We start from the raw sequence: 16,173 nt of genomic DNA on the forward strand, positions 1-16,173 counted from the left end.
ATGCCCCTGCCTACACAGAATGCAGGTTAATACCTCCGGGCAATATGCACACTCATCATGGATTTCTTTTCTGCCTATTCGCATGTTATACGTCCCCGGCTTTTCGATGCAGCGAGCGTTCCGTTTCAAACCCATTCGGATATCTTTCCAGAAGTTTCCGGTTATTCATTATCGCCACATCCTCCAGTGTTGCATCCAATGATTCTGCCACCAGCGCCAGATAGTAAAGAACATCTCCGCACTCTTTCAGATAATGCCCTCTGTCAAACGGATGTCCGTGAAACATTTCCTTTTTCAGCAGGTCTGATAACTCTCCTGCTTCTCCCGCAGCTCCTAGGATACCATTCAGCAGCATATTTTCTTTGTTCTGCTTACACACATCACTTGCTGCTCTCATGCATCCTTTTTGGTACTCATTAAATGTCATTTTTAAATCTCCTATTTCCGTTTATGTCAATTAACAGTCTGTATGTTTTTGGATACTCCGTATTTTTGTTTTCGAAAAATTTTTGTAATCAATGCTTGATGGGGGCTTTTTGTTTTCCCGAATATTTGTGGGACTTAGTAGAGCCTCTTCGGGCTGTTCTGTCAACCCCCTCCCCCGTCTGCCCTCCATACCCGGGAAGCTCAAACTATTCGTTAAAGCAATCTTTCGCGAATAGTTGAATCTATATCTTGTATCTTATCCATCGTTCACATACAAGATATAGTGATTATCTATTTCATGTCTATGATGTCCGCGTCTGGCGTACATTTGGCATCTAATCGGGGCAGCTGATCCGCTGTCAATGCAGGTTTTGCTACCTCGTGAGTCACTCCAGGTTGCGCCCATCCGTAAAAATGATTAAGGATTGACAGGATACCAACCGGATTCTGCCTACCCGTAACCATCCGGGCGGCTAAACTCTCCTCTCGTCCATCTCTCAATCTTTTGCAAATCATCAGCGCCGTAGAACTAAGTGATTCTCCTCTGCCCCAGCTTAAAACAGATGACATCTCGATACCCGTTAAGTGACAAAACCCAGATATAGTGATCTCTTTATCATACAGATAGCACAGAAAAATATAATGATTACATATAGCATCCAATACATCATACATATACATATCATTAATATGTCTATTAGATACAGTAATAGGAGATTTAATTTTTAATATTTTAGTATCTGGGAAAAGATGCCGCTGAACAAAGATAAGTGCAGCAGTCCAGACAGTTTGGGGGATAGTCCGGAAGTCATCGAATCCCTGAGCTGTTTTAAACTCATCTAACCACATATCAATTTCGTTATCGTAGATGATCGGCTCATCTGTACTCTTCTTGCCTTGCATCTCATCACATCCTTTCCGGGTAAACAAAAACGCCCACAAACATAAGACCCCGAGAAAAGGATCCTTGTCTGTGAGCGTGCTGATCAAAAATTATATTTGCCGTCCTTGCTCTATTCGTCCTATCTTTTCATCGGCTTGTTTTCCCGTCCACGGCATCCCGGCAAACCTCAAAGATTCGGCTTGATTTTATTTACATAATATCATTATTACCGCAAAATGTCAATCAATAAATTATAATTAATTTCTTGTTGGTGGTTTCCTGCATCCTCTATCGGTTCCGGTGTTCCGGTTCTGGTGATCCGGCTCTGCTGGTCCGCTAAACAGCAAAAACGATTCATTTTTTGACTTTTCTTTTGATAATATTTCTGTAAAGAAATATTATTTTTTCTTTTTTCTTTCATTCTTGTTAAATAATATACTTCTTGTTTTGTGGTTCGCCTGTGGTTCGCCTGCTGGTTCGTCTGGTGGTTCGTCTGGTGGTTCGTTGGTTGGTTCGTCTAATATTTCCAAAGTCTGGAAACCGTTGATATATAAGGCTTTCCGGCTTTGCTCTGGTGGTTCGTCTGGTGGTTCACTCAGCGATCACCAATCGATCACTACTTGCCCGATCTGGTGGTTCGCCTAGTGTCTATTAACTTGACCTCTTCGGGCTGCTTTGTATGATGATCCAGGCTGGCATCCGCCCCGGTTCCGGCTCCTCTGGAAGCACAAAAAAAGCTCCCCGATTTGGGGACCTTGAAAATTTTTTGATGGTGAAGCGATTGCTCGCCCCTGGTGTGATTCAGTTCTACTTTGTCGGCTTGTACTCTTCGGATCCGGACTCGATGAAAAGCAAAAAATCATTAATTTTCTTTTTCGTCCATCCGGCAGCTCTCAGGTCTTCAAACCTCTCTTTCCGGCTCTCGCCTATTGCCTTCCGACAATGTTATAATAACCGGGTGACAAGCCCCGGCTATTCTTTAAAAGTCTAAATCTTCGGTTGGAACTCCAAGAGATTGAAGCCTTGCCTTTAATACTTTCTCTTGATACTCCAACTCTTTCTCTTTGTCTTCTGCATGTTTGATCCTCTGGATATTAACATATTCTCTGATCGTTTGGTCTTTTAACTCTTTCTCTGTCATTTCTTCCATGTGTTTCTCCTTTCTCCGCTTGCCCGGTGTTTGTCATTCGGTGGCTACCTCTTGACAGTATTATTATAACTTATTTTAGTTATTGTGTCAATATTTATTTCTTAATCTTTTCTTTTATTTCTTTCTCTTCTTCCGTATCCTTTTCATAGTAGATCAAATGTTCCGGCTGCATGTTTAGCAAAGCGCATATATTATTTAATGATTTCATGCTTATATTTGCGTTGTTTTCCTTTATTTTCCGCCATGTATCCTGTGATAAAATTCCGCTTTTCTGTGCTGTGTACGCTGTCATTCCGGCGGTTTTTAATGCACTTGCTACATCAAATTTAAAACGTATCATTATTAACACCTCCTTACACATAAAGAATACAATGCAGCACGCAAAAAGTCAAACTAAAAAATAACTAAAAAAAGTTGTGTTTCATCTTGACTATAACTTAAAAAAGTTATATAATAAAGACAGTTAAAAAGACACGAATCAATAAATAAGGAGAACGAACCATGAAAAAAGACTTATGGAGCATCAAAGATGTGATTAAAGCAAATGAGGACGGCGATTTTTTAGCCGTCTGCGATGATGGCAAGGAATACGAAGCTAGTTATAACGCAAAATACAGAGCGATGTTTTTCGCGATTCCGCAGGATGTCAACGTTCTGGGCTATCTCAAAATCATAAATAGATTGTAAACAAGCCGAAACGCCCGCGCAGGGCGTCCACCGTGGGACGGTCTCCCGGTGCTGATGATGGCATCCTTGAACCTTGAAAATTAAGCTTGAATTCAGAAGAAAGAACGGCTATAATATACTTAACAGGAAAGCCGGAAGGGAAACGCTACTTCCCCGCCCCGGCGAAATATGTTAAACTAAAAAATAGTCGTCGACTTTTGCAGGGTCAGGACGGCTATTTTTTATGTGTATAAGTCAGAATTGCAACGATTAGCAGCGAAACTGAAACAATCAACTGTAATTCTTCATATGTACTCATTGGCACCACCTCCGACAGGCTCGGAACGGGTGCAGCACGTCCCCCGGCTCCCCGGTTAAATATATTATTCTGTTCTTTCTTTTGGGCTCTATTTATTTTCCCGCACCATTTTAATTTCTAATACTCTTCCCCAGTTTCAAGATCCACCAGGCGAACAGCACAACCAAGCGCCGCGGCGATTTTTTCAACATCTGAATAGCTCATTGTATCTCGGAAAAGTTTATTACTTAATGGCTGCGGTTTCATGTCAATTTTTTCGGCCAGCTCTGAAACTTTTATATTTTTTTCAAGCATAGCGCGCCGTATTTGTTTACTAGCTCCCATTTTCATCACCTCACAGAAAATATAATAACATTTGATTATGATAAAATCAACAGCAAAATAATATAATCACAAATAATTATATTTTGCTATTGACTTTATAATCAATATTGATTATGATAGAACCATCAAAGAAAGAAACTAATCAGAATCAATTATAAAAAGGAGTAAAAACATGAAATTATACGAATTGATCGACAACGCAAGAAAGCTTTTGGATGAGAATGACAAAGCCGAAAGAGAATATGATGCGAACCCAGAAAACGCAGAAGCCGAAAAGGCTTTTGATGAGTCCTACAAAGCATTTTGGAGCACTTACATGGAAGCTGTGAATTATATTGTGGAGATTACCGCCGGAAAGGTTGATTTCCACCAAGCAAAGAAGCTTGTAACGATTAAGCTTGACGAAATGCAGAAAAAAGGGATAGCAACCTGCTTCATCGCGTGAATGGTTCCGGGCGGTTCGATTCGGCCGGGGCGCTGGGGATGGCATAAAAAAAGAGGCGGGTTATTCTCCCGCTTCTCTCTCCATCTTTTCCGCGATCGCCTGCTTGATATAGCCGTTCACGGTTTGCCCGGCTTGCTCTGCTACTGATTTTAGATTATCGTAATCTTCCAGTTTTAGATCGAGCGGTACGCGCTTTAGATGCGATTTAGCTATTTGATCGTTGCTTTCTTTTGTGCTTCGCTTGCAGTCATAAAAAGCCCCCTTTTCCACTGTTCAAAATTATATCATGTTTTGCAATATATGTACATATATAAAATACACAGAATTATATACGTACATTTATATATTTTATACATTGAAATATACGTACGTTTATATTATAATAAAGATAGTTAAAAAAGATATGAACCAATCAGGAAGGAGAATACACACATGAAAAGATTCAGAAATGCAGATGGAAAGTTAAATGTAACATTCGAAGAACTGAAGACAGCAACGGCGCAGGAGGCGGCCAGCTACTACCAGATCGGAGCAATCTATAAAAATGCTGACGATGACCGGGAATATGTTTACTTGGAAAATGATGATTGCCTGGCACACTTCCAGAGCTTTGACGGATACAACTTATTTATTCCGATTGATGCTCTTGGCTCGTTCTTGCCGGATGTCGCAGATGATGATCGGGTTCTGGAGATTGTAAACGATTGAGTTAAAGGGGGATTTTGTATGTTTGATTTTGTTTATGTTCTGGCGGTTTTCGCCGGTGGCTACGGATTCCGGGTTCTGGTGGACTTCTTCAGGACCGGGAAAATGTAAAAAATTTAGGTAGGTTGGACTTTTACCGGGGATCGTTTCCCCGGCTGCCTTTTCCAAAAAATCAAAAATGGAGGTATAGCAACATGAAAAAGATTAAAGCGTTTTTAGAGGATCACGAGATTGATTACCGGGTAGCAACATGGGGCGGGTCCTATTTCGGAGATCCGCAGCATGATTGCCAGGTTTCCGGGTTGCTGGTATCGTTCGATGGTTGGCTTGATCTGGATGCCCGCGATAAAAAGACGGCATTTTTAAAGCACATGAGCCGATGCCGCGCCTATGACGTTGCGCCGATCTGCCAGTACGGGATCTATTCTTTCCGCGTCCTGTCGGTTTTTGATGCTGCCAAGCTTAACCGGTACGATCAAGCAGTTTCCGCCGCTGTAAATGCATTCTGGGAGCTGAGCACGCGCGCCGGATGCAGACAGCCAAGCGGGCATAATTTCTGTTATTCTCAGCCATTGCGGGTTCTCCGGGGTTCGATTCCCCGGACGGTTTTTACTTATTCCCCTGCGCCCAGGGTCAAGGGCAGAAAGGCAATCTATGCAGTTTGTAGCGTCTCTCGTCACGTTTGAGGGCGTTTCTGGTTATTGGGTGCAGCAGATCCGCCCGGATGGGTCGATCGCATCCGCTCAGTTTATGGATGATTCCAGTTATACGGCTTTTTTTGCTGCTGTAGGCGTTCAGCCGGTGATCGTTGATGATGGCGCATCCGTTTAGATGCGCCTTTTTAAAGTCCACTAGGCAGCCGCACACAGTCACAAACAATCAGCGCAGGAAGGAGCGCAGGACGAGCCGCCAATATATAACGTCCTGCAAACGTCGCAAAATGAACATTATCCACATTTTAAAAATCATTCTAATAGTGTTATACACCGTAGCGTCACACTTTTTCGCTGCATCACTTGTCAACCGTTGTTTTTGTATGCCTCAGCTTGCCCCTGTTGATGCGTTTTTTCTGTTTTCGCTGATGGTATTCTGTCTTAATTACAATAATATTTCCGCGCTTCTCTTCAATGCGTACTTTCAAAGACTCCGGTATATATGCATCTGTTACAAGTCTATGCTTTCCATTTCTTCCGCCCATATTATCGCTCCCTTCGGATCCCTGACTGCTGCAAATAGGATTCCAGATACACGACCGAAACCGGCGCTGCGTCAATTTCCGGCATCAGATAGCCAACAACAACCATCTTGTCCGGGCGCAAACGCCGGATCATCTCTTGATATCCTGCCACAAAGCACGCCCGCCCATCGCCGCGGAAACATCCATTCGTGCTTACTGCTAATGTGCCGCCGGTCGGAAGACCATCAAAGCAGTATTCCCAGGTATCCGGTGACCCCCATGACACCGTGGGGATTATTGGCAAATGAGTATCATGCATCATCCATGCAATTGCGCGGCTCCTGTACGTCTGCCAAATCTTCAATGCAAGCGGCATATCATCGTAGAGCGAAAAATCCGGCGTGCAGATATATCGGAAGTTCTCCAGAATTCCCCTGTACTTTTCTGGATTGTTCCAATAGCACTCAAATTGATAGTCGTCAATAAAAAAATGGCAGACTGCCTTTCTTGGATTCTTCTCTTTTCTCGCAAGATTAAAAGGAACTGCAACCGCTCCTGACAAATTCGGGTTGCAAACAGGGAGCTGTGGAAAGCCATACCGTCCCACCAGTTCCGCACCGTAAACATAACGTTCTCTAAGCACATCATGAATTGTGTTGATTTTATCGTACATCTTCCCTTTAACTCCTTTGTACAAAATTCACAATCAAAAGAATATGCTAATATTTATATATAGTCTATAAATACTAATACAGTTTCACATTCCAGTCTTTTCACTTTCATTATACCACTTTTAACCGACCTTGTGTAGCATATTCTTTGACAAAATTTCATCCAATAAATATACAAGCTCTGCCCCGTACAAGCTGAGCCAATCCGCCAGATATTCTTCCTGGTCAATCGGCATGTGAATGTTATATGACATACAGAACACATGGCATAATTCGTGCGCCATCACTCTGCGCAGGAACGCCCCTCTAAGCCTATTTGATATGTATATGGTAAATGTATTGCCGTCTGTTACTCCGACCGTTTCTGAGCCGTCTGAACGCTTCAAACAGGCGCTTCCAGATGATACGCGTGCTATTCTCCATGTTACTCCATTTACTACGAACATAATGACCTCCTTTCAACGCAAAACCCACCAGCCTGTTATTGACCGGTGGGTTTGTCTTTAGTTCTATGAGCAATATCTCATTGCATATTTCTTTACAATTCCCTCAAATATTGCCCTTAGCTGCGGCTTCTCAAAAACAACCGCAATTTTTGTCGTCTCACTCTTAATAGCGGACTTGGTGTTTCCTGCCTTTTCCATGCGCTTCTGTTTGTTTTCCTGCAAACGTTTCAAGCTGCAATGTGCTGTCGTTTCCAGTTCTCCGTACATCTGGTTGTATATCGTCTGGAAGTCAATCCCACTCTTAATTGAGATTTCACGCACTCTTTCATTGATTTCTGCTTTCCAGTCTCCGATCGGCTGCGTGAAGATTTCTTTCATGTTATTTACAGTGGACTCGACCTTTTCAATCTTCTCCGCCTGCCGTTTCTGCTCGATCTGCTGCTGCGCAACTGACTGGAAAATCTTATTGAACATCTGAAGTTCCGGTGACAGCTGAGACATGTCAATGGCTTTCTGCTTCACACGTTCCTCAACCATGGTGAAATACTCTCTCGCCTGTTCTGCTTTCTCACTATTACCTTTGACGGACAGTTTCTTGGCAAAGTGTGCGGTAAGTCGGTAATCTTTAACAATATTACCCTCGACATCAATGTCGAACCCCCACCAATCCTCATTTTCAGTAGCAAACTCATTGTCTGTAATGTTGGTTTTTGCCCATCTTGAAAACTGTCCCTGGGCAAGTCCTAAAAAGTCGTACAGTTTTCTCGCTGTAGTCATGCCCTCACTGTTGATATCCAGTGCAATTTCAATAGGTGTCCTCATGTCAATGACATTTGTTAAATCATTCATCTTAGTTCCTCCTTATGATTTGAATATAAGTATGGACTTAATATCATCAAGCAAAAGGGCATCTTTTTTGTAATAAGTAAAGGGGTCATAATCGACCCCTTTTATCTTACAGCTTTGTTGCCAGCGCAGAAACCTTCGCCTTGAGCATGGATCGCTCTTCCTGCGTCATATCTGCCAGAAGATCCGTTATGTCTGTAGAGATTTCCCGAAAATATCCTTCCAGGTCTCTCATTTTGGCTTCCTTATCCTGCGCGGTATTGCCACGATGAAGATCCCGGCTTTCGGTATAGGCACGTTTTGCCCGATCGTAGCTACTTTCATTCATTATCTGACCCGGTTCCGTGTAATACATTCTGCCGTCTTTGCGGTCATAATCCCTGTATTGTTCCATATCATGATACATTTCCGGAGTCATATGCCAATAAGGTGGCTCATCATAGCCACGTCGGTATGTTCCGCGCCCTTTCGGAGCAAATCTTCCATCCGCATAGCGGTAATGGTCGTAGTAGCGTCTGCCGTCTCCGTACCGGTCAAACATATCCATGATATCATCATCTTCAGATTCGTCCATTGCCTTTGTGAGTGTGCGATAATACATTGCCTCAGCCAGATCTTTTAACATATCTGTTACATGTCCCATCTCTGTGGTATCAACATTTTCAATCCCGTTATCAAACTGCTTCTCGGCGCATTCAGCCAGCTTCTCAATCATGCAGTGCATTCTCTTGATATCCATAATCATGCCTCCCTCGTTACTACGATGTTTGCGTTAGCCACTTCAATAGCCTGCGTACTGGTATTTTCAACCGCAATGTTCACGCAACATCCTGCCGGTACATCTACATAGATTCCAGCGGATACATTGTTGTACTGTGACGCGGCGGCGGGCGTAGAACGCATCTGTGAGGACAGGACCGGTTCCCCACTGATTGCGATTGCCAGAGAAATTTCACCTGCTGTTCCACCTGCCGGCACTGCGATATTTGCGGAAAAATCCACAAAATATCTTGCACGACACTGATTAGTAAGTCCTCTTAAAGTGATAATTCCGGAACCTTCCCGGTGTTTGATGCAGTTTCCAGCTTTTACAGCTGTGTTTGAAAAAACCACATTTCCGTTCTGCGCTACTTCCTGTTCCAAAACGCTAGTATACTCTGCCACTTTTATTTCCTCGCTTTCTTATTTCTTTTTGATATCATAGGTTCTGTCGAAACAGCTTTCTCAAAATCCCACCCAAGCTTATAAATTCTACTATGAACTCTTTTATAGCCCAAATTTAACTCTTTACAATATTCAGTCAAGTTTAGTTTTCTTCCATTATGTATAATTTCATAACTTGATCTTCTGTTTTTAGCTTGTTCTGCAAGTGGAATCCAGCAACAATTTTGGGGAGAATAATTTTCATTTACATCTTTTCTTTCGATACTCGCATTATCGAAATATTCATTATCCAAAGACCATTTTTCAAAATTACGAAAATCTTCCCATTCTTTACATATAGAAATCCCTCTTCCGCCATAATTTTTATATGCTGGATGATTTGGATTATTGCATCGTCCTTTCATTCCACACCAAATTGAATACAATCTTTTGCTCGATTTTTCAATATAGTGATTCCAAGATTTCCTATGTATTAAACATCCACAGCTTTTTACTGAATTAGTTTTCAAATTGCTGCCTGTTACCACAGTATAATTTCCGCAATCGCACAGACATTTCCATCTGGCCTTTCCGCTTTTGTCACTGTCAGCTCTTTCAACAACATACAGATTGTTAAATTTTTTCCCCTTCAAGTCATCAACTTTTCCCATTTAAATGCCTCCATTTCTTCTTGTACTGTTGCTTTCATTCTACCATAATTCAGAAGACATTTAAACAAAAAGGGCAGACCGTTAAGCCTGCCCTGTGTAATTCTGCTATGCAGACATAACCTGTTTAGTTAAGTTACAATTATTCTGTTGTAACCGTATGTGATTCCATACGGTTTAGCACCCGCAGCCTGTATTGCAGCCACATCCATATGCATAAGCGTTCGGATTCGGAACAACGTATGCCGGAACTGCTGCCGGGTTCACAGCATTAATGATTTGCTGTGTCTGAGCAGCCATCTGGGTAGTGAGAAGTGCGCTCTGACGATCCTGAGAAGCTGCCCGGCGCAGGTCGTTGTTCTCTGCCTGAAGGCTAGAGATTTTCTCCTGGCATAAGTAGTCAAGGATCGCGCGTGTTCCTGCATTCTGGCTATCGATGATATCTCTAGTGTTGCTGTTCATGGTGTTCTGCAAAGCGCAGGTGTTCTGAGCCATGTTATAGTTGACGCCCTGAATAGCCTCACGGGTCTCACAGCAGCAATTAGCAAGCTGTGTCTGTAATGCATTTGTATTCTGCATGTTGGCTACTGTGTCAGCATTGATCGCCTGCTGAATGCCAAATCCTGTCTGGAGGATATTGGTATTGATTCCGTTAAATCCGGTCAGCATACCGTTATTAACTGCGTAAAATCCATCACACAGTCCATTGGTGATTCCATCCAGCTTGCTGATAACTGCCTGATTATCGAACCCGCGCTGAATATCTGCTTGAGTGCATATCCCTGCATTGCTCCGCCGTTTCCGCCAAAGCCGCCCCAGCCATTGCCAAAGCCGCCCCAGCCAAAGATCATAGCAAAGATTATGATAGCCCACCAGCCATCGCCGCCCCACATTCCATCGTTGTTTCTTCCGTTTCCAGTTACCGCCGCAATATCGGATAAACTAGGAGAATTACTTCCGTTGAACATTTTGTGTACCTCCATTTTTCTATATTTCAAAATGGGAAACCGGTTATTATGTGCACACCCAAAATGTACCTAACGTAAAGAGAATCGTTGCATTATTGATTTTTTCATTTCTTCTATCGAAGTTCCGTTTTCACGGCATAAGTTTTCTGCCATCTCCTGTAACCCCTTGGAGTTGCCGTTCTTATACATCTCCATAGCATTCCGAGCCAAAGGGTTATTTTGCACTTGCGGAGAGTTCATCATCCTTTGCAGCATAATTTCCATTGGATTCATCATGCCATATCACCTGCCTTTTTAGTCGAAGAAGCCGATTTTTTAGTCAAAGGATTAGTCATAGGATTAGTCATAGAGCTGGTTATCATCTGTTCTAACTGTTCGATTTTTCCTAGCAGTTCATCAAAGCGTTTCTGGAATACATCTGTGACGCTCTCATTTGCCTCAGAATCAATTTTACGATTGCTTGCCGACATCTCTATGGGTTTGTATGTTAAAGTCCTTATTGTGCCGTCTGCGTTCCAAGACTTAACATATATCTCAGATAGGTCTTGCTTTGGGAAGAACGCCGCCGATCCGTCCATTGGGACGCAATCAGCCGTCACATTGTCTACAGACTGAACAACCATTCCATTCAACCCACGCACCTGCTGCTGTGGCGCTTGTACCTGCTGAACAGTTTGCATAGGTTCTGGCTGTTGAAATCTCTGCGGCATATATGAGAGATAGGAATTAACGCCATACTGTGGTTGTTGTCCGTATTGCATCTGAGGGTACATATTATTCTGATACGGCATTGCCATCTTTCTCAGCCTCCTCCAACACATCCTCTATTGCATGGATCACTGCCGACTGGGTCTGTAAATCCAATGACTGTAACTCACGCCTTGCAAATATTTTTTCTAACACTTCGTCCGAAAACATATTCATCTCCTCCTTCTATCTATATTTTTACACAAAAAAAGAGAAGAAAGTCTTCACATTCTTCTCATATTTTTGTCATGACGGGCTTGATTTTATTAAGTTTTTTTACTACACACTTTTTCGGATTTACTACACACTTACTACACACTTTTGGTATTAAAATACATGGAAATACGTGTAATTTTATATTTTTTGTGTGTAAAGGTCAAATCCCCGTAATCCGCATAAAATAAGCATTTTCAAGCATCTTCTTCAAGTTTGTATGGTGTAATCTGGTATACATAGTAATTCAGCCAGTTCGTGTACAGCGTGTTGGACATATTTCTCCATTTCAGCACCGGCATGGAAAATGGATCGTTGTCCGGGTAATAGTTGCACGGTACCTGCGGATTTAAGCCTTTTTTCAGATCGCGGTGGTACTCGTTGTTTAACGTCATGCGATCATACTCTGGATGCCCCTGAACGAAAATCTGGCTTCCATCCTGGTTCATCACCAGAAATACGCCAGCCTCATCCGATTTCGCCAGAATCTGCAATTCCGGATGTTTCAGAATATCCTCTTCCCGGTCTTCCGTGTAACGGGAATGCGGGCAGTAAAAATAATCATCGAGACTACGGACCAGCGGGATCTTCCGGTTCAAAAGACGATGTCTGTAAATGCCGGAAAGCTTCGTCTTTCTCTGATGTTTCTGGATTCCATAATGATAATAGAGTCCCGCCTGCATCCCCCAGCAGATATGAAGTGTCGAAGTCACATGCGTCTTGCTCCACTCCATGATCTTCGTCAGCTCGTCCCAGTAGTTAATCTCCTCAAACTCCATATTCTCCACCGGCGCACCGGTAATAATCATACCATCAAAGCGCTTGCGGCGGATCTCGTCAAACGTCACATAAAACTTATTCAAATGCGTCTGCGATGTATTTTTCGAAACGTGCGTTTCCAGCATCAGGAATGAACAGTCCACCTGCAGCGGCGTATTCGAAAGTGCCCGCAGAAGCTGCGTCTCCGTATCCTCCTTGATCGGCATCAGATTCAGAATCAAAATCTCAAGCGGACGAATATCCTGGCTCATCGCCCGATCCTCATCCATCACAAATATATTCTCCGATTCCAAAATTGCCTTAGCAGGAAGATCCTTTTGTATTTTAATTGGCATGGTTATATATCCCCTTTTTATATAAAATTCGTTTGAATTTTAGGATTCTATTATATACCGATATGATTCATTTCTACTTACAATAAAAACTATATCAGCATTCCTAATCATAACACAAGCTGCAAAAAAAAGCCAGCTAAACACTGTCTGGCGTCCGGCTTTTTCACCTCTCTTATAGCTTCAAAAACTCCTCCTCCGAAAGAATCGGCACCCCCAATTCCCGCGCCTTCTTATTCTTCGAAGAAGACGACGCCACATCATTATTGATCAGATAATTCGTCTTGGACGTCACGCTTCCGGTCACTTTGCCGCCGCGGCGCTCAATCAGCTCCTGCAGCTCTTTCCGGTTTTTGAAATGTTCCAGCGAACCGGTAATGACGAAATTCATCCCGGCGAATGCCTCATCTGCACCCTCACTGCTTTCTTCGTCTCCTGCCTCAAAGGTCAGCTCCGCCAGCAGATGATCGACGATCGCATTATTCTTTCCATCCGAAAAGAATGCCGTCCACGCCTGCGCCAGAACTTCCCCGATTCCATCAATCTCGACCAGCTCTTCCACGGTGGCGTGGCGCATCGCCTCAAAATCATTTTTAAAATGACGGCAAATCATCTTGGCATTTGCCAGACCGATGCCTGCAACGCCCAGACCGTACACCATTCTCGGCAGGGTCGTGTGGGACGCTTTCTCAGCCGCCGCAATCAGATTGTCATACGATTTCTGCCCGAATCCGTCCATCTCGACGATCTCTTCCTGATGGCGGTCCAGATGGAAAATGTCCGCATACTCATGAATCATGCCGACACCGATAAATTTCTCCAGCGTCGCCTCTGAAAGCCCCGCAATATTTAACGCATCGCGGCTTGTAAAAAGAGTAAAACTCTTGATTTTCTTCGCCTGGCAGTCCGGGTTCGTGCAGTAGAGTGACTTTACATCGTTGATCTGGCGTACCTCCGTCTGACCGCCGCACACCGGACATGCCTCCGGAATGTCCCGGACACCGCTGCGCGTCAGATTATCCGCGATCTGCGGAATGATCATATTTGCCTTATAAACCGTAATCCGGTCGCCTGCCCCCAGCTCCAGCGCCTCCATGATGCTGATGTTGTGGACACTGGCGCGGCTGACCGTCGTTCCCTCCAGCTCAACCGGTTCAAATACTGCCACCGGGTTAATCAGCCCCGTTCTCGACGCGCTCCATTCAATATAGAGAAGCTTCGTCTCCTGAATCTCATCCGCCCACTTGAATGCGATCGAATCGCGCGGAAATTTTGCCGTCCGCCCCAGCGACTGGCCGTAGGCAATATCATCATACAAAAGCACCAGTCCATCCGACGGCGTATCATTTTCCGCAATCGCCTCAGAATACATTTTGACCGTCTCCGGCAGCGTCTCTTTCGTCACCTCATGGTACTCTACGACCTCAAACCCCTGTGTTTTCAGCCACTCAAACTGCTCTTTCCGCGAATTTTTGAAATCAATGCCATCCGCCTTTACAAGGCTGAACGCATAAAAATGGACCTGTCTCTGCGCTGTGATTTCGCTGTTTAACTGACGCACCGAACCGCTGCATAAGTTTCGCGGATTCTTATATTTCGCATCGACATCCTCGATCTGCTCATTGATCTTCTCAAAATCCGAATACCGGATGATCGCCTCACCGCGCAGGATAAGCTCACCCTGGTAGGAAATATTTAACGGCACATTGACGAACGCCTTTGCATTTGCCGTGATAACCTCGCCGATCTCACCATTTCCACGCGTAACCGCCTTGACAAGTGTTCCATTCTGATAGGTCAGGACGATCGTCAGACCGTCCATCTTCCAGGATAAAAGCCCGGTCTGCCCGCCGAGCCAGTCTGCCAGCTCTTCCACGCTCTTCGTCTTATTTAACGAAAGCATCGGTTTCTCATGGCGCTCCTTCGGAAGCGCACTGACTACCTCATATCCTACATTCTGCGTCGGGCTGTTCGCAAACACAATTCCCGTCTCTTTCTCCAATGAAACCAGTTCATCATAAAGCTTATCATACTCAAAGTTGCTCATGATCTCCCGGCTCTCCTGATAATAGGCGCGCCCTGCTGCCCGCAGCGTCCCAATCAGCTCCCGTATCCGTTTTGTCTTGTCCTCTGCCATCTATCTGACTCCACCTTTCCCATCGCTCTCTCCAACTGCCTCTGAATGCGTTTTCAAGCATTTCTATGCAACCTCATATGTGAACCTGCACTGACTGCCAGACAACATTGTCTCAGCCATTCTTCTTCCCGTTCAAAATATCTTCTAATTTCTGTCTCTCTGCCGCTGTCACTTCCCGGTACTCGCCTGTTTTCAGCCCATCCAGCGTAATGTTCAGCATCCGGACGCGTTTTAACGTCTGCACCTGGTACCCCAGCGCCTCGCACATCCGGCGGATCTGGCGGTTGAGTCCCTGGGTCAGGATGATCCGGAAACTCGTCTTCCCGGTCTTTTCCACCTCACAAGGACGGGTAACCGTATCTAAAATCTTCACTCCTGCGCTCATCTTCCAGACAAACTCACTATCAATGGGTTTATCCACCGTTACCAGATATTCCTTTTCATGTCCGTAACGAGCCCTTAGAATCCGGTTGACCAGCTCGCCCTCATTCGTCATGAGAAGCAGCCCTTCTGAATCCTTGTCCAGACGCCCGATCGGGTAAATCCGGACCGGATAATCTAAAAATTCTACGATATTTTCTGCCCGATCTTTATCAGAAGTCGTGCAGACAATCCCCCGCGGCTTATTGACCGCTAAAAGCACCGGCGCATCCTTGCCGGACACCGCTACGCCATCGCACGCCACGCGCTGTCCCGGCATCAGCTTCTGCCCGACCTCTGCCACGCGCCCATCGATCGTCACACGCCCGTCCGCGATCCGCCGATCCGCTTCACGTCTGGAACAGATGCCTGCATCGCTTAAAAAGCGGTTTAAACGAACGCCTTCCGCTGGAATCCGGGATTCCTTCTTTTCACTTGGCTGTACTCTCTTGTATGATTTATCATTTTGATTTTTTTGCATTTTATTCATCTCATTTCGATTTATTGTGCCGTAGGATTCCGGCAACCAAAGTATAAAAATTATAACATTTTCGTCCATGGGGGTGAACCTCACATGGCTAAAGTCACATGCTTCTCAGCCGTTTTAAACGGCAAGACTAAATATCGGCGGATACGCCAGTAACTTAGAATTCGTGCGGATACGCACTTTTCCCATGCCGGATACGGCTGGTTTCCACATTACAGGT

25 protein-coding genes and 1 other RNA gene are annotated in these 16,173 nt (G+C 44.3%); 6 read left to right on the forward strand and 20 right to left on the reverse strand.

Annotation, left to right across the window (positions count from 1 at the left end):
• Positions 1-85: 85 nt before the first annotated feature.
• The 4 genes from DWZ16_RS11140 to DWZ16_RS11155 all read right to left on the reverse strand — a co-directional run bounded on the left by DWZ16_RS11140 (position 86) and on the right by DWZ16_RS11155 (position 2,799).
• Positions 86-427, reverse strand: coding sequence for a nucleoside triphosphate pyrophosphohydrolase family protein (locus DWZ16_RS11140; protein WP_118522846.1), 342 nt, complete (start codon positions 425-427; stop codon positions 86-88).
• Between the two features lie 290 nt (positions 428-717).
• Complete coding sequence (locus DWZ16_RS11145; protein ID WP_118522847.1) at positions 718-1,329, reverse strand: hypothetical protein; 612 nt, start codon at positions 1,327-1,329, stop codon at positions 718-720.
• A 959-nt stretch (positions 1,330-2,288) separates the two neighbouring features.
• Complete coding sequence (locus DWZ16_RS15540; RefSeq protein WP_182427350.1) at positions 2,289-2,459, reverse strand: hypothetical protein; 171 nt, start codon at positions 2,457-2,459, stop codon at positions 2,289-2,291.
• A gap of 94 nt (positions 2,460-2,553) precedes the next feature.
• Positions 2,554-2,799, reverse strand: coding sequence for a helix-turn-helix domain-containing protein (locus DWZ16_RS11155; protein ID WP_243022005.1), 246 nt, complete (start codon positions 2,797-2,799; stop codon positions 2,554-2,556).
• A gap of 161 nt (positions 2,800-2,960) precedes the next feature.
• Between DWZ16_RS11155 and DWZ16_RS11160 the strand changes: the two genes are divergently transcribed.
• Complete coding sequence (locus tag DWZ16_RS11160; RefSeq protein WP_118522849.1) at positions 2,961-3,146, forward strand: hypothetical protein; 186 nt, start codon at positions 2,961-2,963, stop codon at positions 3,144-3,146.
• A gap of 3 nt (positions 3,147-3,149) precedes the next feature.
• Positions 3,150-3,216: hammerhead ribozyme type II (locus DWZ16_RS11165), an RNA gene on the forward strand.
• A gap of 345 nt (positions 3,217-3,561) precedes the next feature.
• On the opposite strand, the gene DWZ16_RS11170 is transcribed toward DWZ16_RS11165, so the two are convergent.
• Positions 3,562-3,768, reverse strand: coding sequence for a helix-turn-helix domain-containing protein (locus DWZ16_RS11170; protein ID WP_182427351.1), 207 nt, complete (start codon positions 3,766-3,768; stop codon positions 3,562-3,564).
• 172 nt (positions 3,769-3,940) lie between these two features.
• On the opposite strand from DWZ16_RS11170, the gene DWZ16_RS11175 reads away from it, so the two are divergent.
• The gene (locus tag DWZ16_RS11175; RefSeq protein ID WP_118522851.1) at positions 3,941-4,213 is read left to right on the forward strand and encodes a hypothetical protein; all 273 of its coding nucleotides are present in this window, start codon (positions 3,941-3,943) and stop codon (positions 4,211-4,213) included.
• Positions 4,214-4,273: 60 nt separating this feature from the next.
• Here the strand turns inward: DWZ16_RS11175 and DWZ16_RS11180 are convergent, their stop codons facing one another.
• A complete protein-coding gene (locus DWZ16_RS11180) occupies positions 4,274-4,483 on the reverse strand; it encodes a hypothetical protein (RefSeq protein WP_118522852.1) in 210 nt (69 codons plus the stop codon).
• Positions 4,484-4,645: 162 nt separating this feature from the next.
• Between DWZ16_RS11180 and DWZ16_RS11185 the strand changes: the two genes are divergently transcribed.
• The 3 genes from DWZ16_RS11185 to DWZ16_RS15545 all read left to right on the forward strand — a co-directional run bounded on the left by DWZ16_RS11185 (position 4,646) and on the right by DWZ16_RS15545 (position 5,749).
• Positions 4,646-4,921, forward strand: coding sequence for a hypothetical protein (locus tag DWZ16_RS11185; RefSeq protein ID WP_118522853.1), 276 nt, complete (start codon positions 4,646-4,648; stop codon positions 4,919-4,921).
• 191 nt (positions 4,922-5,112) lie between these two features.
• The gene (locus tag DWZ16_RS11190; protein WP_118522854.1) at positions 5,113-5,604 is read left to right on the forward strand and encodes a hypothetical protein; all 492 of its coding nucleotides are present in this window, start codon (positions 5,113-5,115) and stop codon (positions 5,602-5,604) included.
• On the forward strand, positions 5,573-5,749 hold the full coding sequence (locus DWZ16_RS15545; RefSeq protein WP_182427352.1) for a hypothetical protein: 177 nt from the start codon (positions 5,573-5,575) through the stop codon (positions 5,747-5,749). The genes DWZ16_RS11190 and DWZ16_RS15545 overlap by 32 nt, the downstream gene beginning before the upstream one ends.
• 368 nt (positions 5,750-6,117) lie before the next feature.
• Here the strand turns inward: DWZ16_RS15545 and DWZ16_RS11200 are convergent, their stop codons facing one another.
• The 14 genes from DWZ16_RS11200 to DWZ16_RS11255 form a co-directional block, all read right to left on the reverse strand.
• Positions 6,118-6,768 carry a DUF4417 domain-containing protein gene (locus DWZ16_RS11200; RefSeq protein WP_118522856.1) on the reverse strand — a complete coding sequence of 217 codons (651 nt, stop codon included), beginning with the start codon at positions 6,766-6,768 and terminating at the stop codon, positions 6,118-6,120.
• 120 nt (positions 6,769-6,888) lie between these two features.
• On the reverse strand, positions 6,889-7,212 hold the full coding sequence (locus DWZ16_RS11205; RefSeq protein WP_118522857.1) for a hypothetical protein: 324 nt from the start codon (positions 7,210-7,212) through the stop codon (positions 6,889-6,891).
• Positions 7,213-7,275: 63 nt separating this feature from the next.
• On the reverse strand, positions 7,276-8,061 hold the full coding sequence (locus tag DWZ16_RS11210) for an antA/AntB antirepressor family protein (protein ID WP_118522858.1): 786 nt from the start codon (positions 8,059-8,061) through the stop codon (positions 7,276-7,278).
• A 106-nt stretch (positions 8,062-8,167) separates the two neighbouring features.
• Positions 8,168-8,797, reverse strand: coding sequence for a hypothetical protein (locus DWZ16_RS11215; protein WP_118522859.1), 630 nt, complete (start codon positions 8,795-8,797; stop codon positions 8,168-8,170).
• A 2-nt stretch (positions 8,798-8,799) separates the two neighbouring features.
• Complete coding sequence (locus DWZ16_RS11220; RefSeq protein WP_118522860.1) at positions 8,800-9,222, reverse strand: hypothetical protein; 423 nt, start codon at positions 9,220-9,222, stop codon at positions 8,800-8,802.
• A 2-nt stretch (positions 9,223-9,224) separates the two neighbouring features.
• The gene (locus tag DWZ16_RS11225; protein WP_118522861.1) at positions 9,225-9,872 is read right to left on the reverse strand and encodes a hypothetical protein; all 648 of its coding nucleotides are present in this window, start codon (positions 9,870-9,872) and stop codon (positions 9,225-9,227) included.
• A gap of 174 nt (positions 9,873-10,046) precedes the next feature.
• Positions 10,047-10,538, reverse strand: a complete 492-nt coding sequence (locus DWZ16_RS16245; RefSeq protein WP_243022006.1) for a hypothetical protein — start codon at positions 10,536-10,538, stop codon at positions 10,047-10,049.
• Entirely contained in the window at positions 10,532-10,837 is a 306-nt protein-coding gene (locus DWZ16_RS16250) for a hypothetical protein (RefSeq protein ID WP_243022007.1), read from the reverse strand. The genes DWZ16_RS16245 and DWZ16_RS16250 overlap by 7 nt, the downstream gene beginning before the upstream one ends.
• A gap of 69 nt (positions 10,838-10,906) precedes the next feature.
• On the reverse strand, positions 10,907-11,113 hold the full coding sequence (locus DWZ16_RS11235) for a hypothetical protein (RefSeq protein ID WP_118522862.1): 207 nt from the start codon (positions 11,111-11,113) through the stop codon (positions 10,907-10,909).
• Positions 11,110-11,634 (reverse strand): hypothetical protein, encoded by a 525-nt coding sequence (locus DWZ16_RS11240; protein WP_118522863.1) that lies wholly within the window; start codon positions 11,632-11,634, stop codon positions 11,110-11,112. The genes DWZ16_RS11235 and DWZ16_RS11240 overlap by 4 nt, the downstream gene beginning before the upstream one ends.
• Positions 11,612-11,755 carry a hypothetical protein gene (locus tag DWZ16_RS15550; RefSeq protein WP_182427353.1) on the reverse strand — a complete coding sequence of 48 codons (144 nt, stop codon included), beginning with the start codon at positions 11,753-11,755 and terminating at the stop codon, positions 11,612-11,614. The genes DWZ16_RS11240 and DWZ16_RS15550 overlap by 23 nt, the downstream gene beginning before the upstream one ends.
• Positions 11,756-11,994: 239 nt before the next feature.
• Positions 11,995-12,912, reverse strand: coding sequence for a homoserine O-acetyltransferase MetA (gene metA / locus DWZ16_RS11245; protein WP_118522864.1), 918 nt, complete (start codon positions 12,910-12,912; stop codon positions 11,995-11,997).
• A gap of 172 nt (positions 12,913-13,084) precedes the next feature.
• A complete protein-coding gene (ligA, locus tag DWZ16_RS11250; RefSeq protein WP_118522865.1) occupies positions 13,085-15,046 on the reverse strand; it encodes an NAD-dependent DNA ligase LigA in 1,962 nt (653 codons plus the stop codon).
• A 112-nt stretch (positions 15,047-15,158) separates the two neighbouring features.
• The gene (locus DWZ16_RS11255) at positions 15,159-15,947 is read right to left on the reverse strand and encodes a pseudouridine synthase (protein ID WP_118522866.1); all 789 of its coding nucleotides are present in this window, start codon (positions 15,945-15,947) and stop codon (positions 15,159-15,161) included.
• Positions 15,948-16,173: the final 226 nt, after the last annotated feature.

It is taken from the genome of Clostridium sp. AF29-8BH, from assembly GCF_003478145.1.
GTDB lineage: Bacteria > Bacillota > Clostridia > Lachnospirales > Lachnospiraceae > Otoolea > Otoolea fessa.

What these genes read in the sequence shown, in the direction of transcription:
- DWZ16_RS11140 (WP_118522846.1), bottom strand. Translation starts at nt 427, where the DNA reads ATGACATTTAATGAGTACCAAAAAGGATGCATGAGAGCAGCAAGTGAT.
- DWZ16_RS11145 (WP_118522847.1), bottom strand. Translation starts at nt 1,329, where the DNA reads ATGCAAGGCAAGAAGAGTACAGATGAGCCGATCATCTACGATAACGAA.
- DWZ16_RS15540 (WP_182427350.1), bottom strand. Translation starts at nt 2,459, where the DNA reads ATGGAAGAAATGACAGAGAAAGAGTTAAAAGACCAAACGATCAGAGAA.
- DWZ16_RS11155 (WP_243022005.1), bottom strand. Translation starts at nt 2,799, where the DNA reads ATGATACGTTTTAAATTTGATGTAGCAAGTGCATTAAAAACCGCCGGA.
- DWZ16_RS11160 (WP_118522849.1), top strand. Translation starts at nt 2,961, where the DNA reads ATGAAAAAAGACTTATGGAGCATCAAAGATGTGATTAAAGCAAATGAG.
- DWZ16_RS11170 (WP_182427351.1), bottom strand. Translation starts at nt 3,768, where the DNA reads ATGGGAGCTAGTAAACAAATACGGCGCGCTATGCTTGAAAAAAATATA.
- DWZ16_RS11175 (WP_118522851.1), top strand. Translation starts at nt 3,941, where the DNA reads ATGAAATTATACGAATTGATCGACAACGCAAGAAAGCTTTTGGATGAG.
- DWZ16_RS11185 (WP_118522853.1), top strand. Translation starts at nt 4,646, where the DNA reads ATGAAAAGATTCAGAAATGCAGATGGAAAGTTAAATGTAACATTCGAA.
- DWZ16_RS11190 (WP_118522854.1), top strand. Translation starts at nt 5,113, where the DNA reads ATGAAAAAGATTAAAGCGTTTTTAGAGGATCACGAGATTGATTACCGG.
- DWZ16_RS15545 (WP_182427352.1), top strand. Translation starts at nt 5,573, where the DNA reads ATGCAGTTTGTAGCGTCTCTCGTCACGTTTGAGGGCGTTTCTGGTTAT.
- DWZ16_RS11200 (WP_118522856.1), bottom strand. Translation starts at nt 6,768, where the DNA reads ATGTACGATAAAATCAACACAATTCATGATGTGCTTAGAGAACGTTAT.
- DWZ16_RS11205 (WP_118522857.1), bottom strand. Translation starts at nt 7,212, where the DNA reads ATGTTCGTAGTAAATGGAGTAACATGGAGAATAGCACGCGTATCATCT.
- DWZ16_RS11210 (WP_118522858.1), bottom strand. Translation starts at nt 8,061, where the DNA reads ATGAATGATTTAACAAATGTCATTGACATGAGGACACCTATTGAAATT.
- DWZ16_RS11215 (WP_118522859.1), bottom strand. Translation starts at nt 8,797, where the DNA reads ATGGATATCAAGAGAATGCACTGCATGATTGAGAAGCTGGCTGAATGC.
- DWZ16_RS11225 (WP_118522861.1), bottom strand. Translation starts at nt 9,872, where the DNA reads ATGGGAAAAGTTGATGACTTGAAGGGGAAAAAATTTAACAATCTGTAT.
- DWZ16_RS16245 (WP_243022006.1), bottom strand. Translation starts at nt 10,538, where the DNA reads ATGCTGACCGGATTTAACGGAATCAATACCAATATCCTCCAGACAGGA.
- DWZ16_RS16250 (WP_243022007.1), bottom strand. Translation starts at nt 10,837, where the DNA reads ATGTTCAACGGAAGTAATTCTCCTAGTTTATCCGATATTGCGGCGGTA.
- DWZ16_RS11235 (WP_118522862.1), bottom strand. Translation starts at nt 11,113, where the DNA reads ATGATGAATCCAATGGAAATTATGCTGCAAAGGATGATGAACTCTCCG.
- DWZ16_RS11240 (WP_118522863.1), bottom strand. Translation starts at nt 11,634, where the DNA reads ATGGCAATGCCGTATCAGAATAATATGTACCCTCAGATGCAATACGGA.
- DWZ16_RS15550 (WP_182427353.1), bottom strand. Translation starts at nt 11,755, where the DNA reads ATGTTTTCGGACGAAGTGTTAGAAAAAATATTTGCAAGGCGTGAGTTA.
- metA (WP_118522864.1), bottom strand. Translation starts at nt 12,912, where the DNA reads ATGCCAATTAAAATACAAAAGGATCTTCCTGCTAAGGCAATTTTGGAA.
- ligA (WP_118522865.1), bottom strand. Translation starts at nt 15,046, where the DNA reads ATGGCAGAGGACAAGACAAAACGGATACGGGAGCTGATTGGGACGCTG.
- DWZ16_RS11255 (WP_118522866.1), bottom strand. Translation starts at nt 15,947, where the DNA reads ATGCAAAAAAATCAAAATGATAAATCATACAAGAGAGTACAGCCAAGT.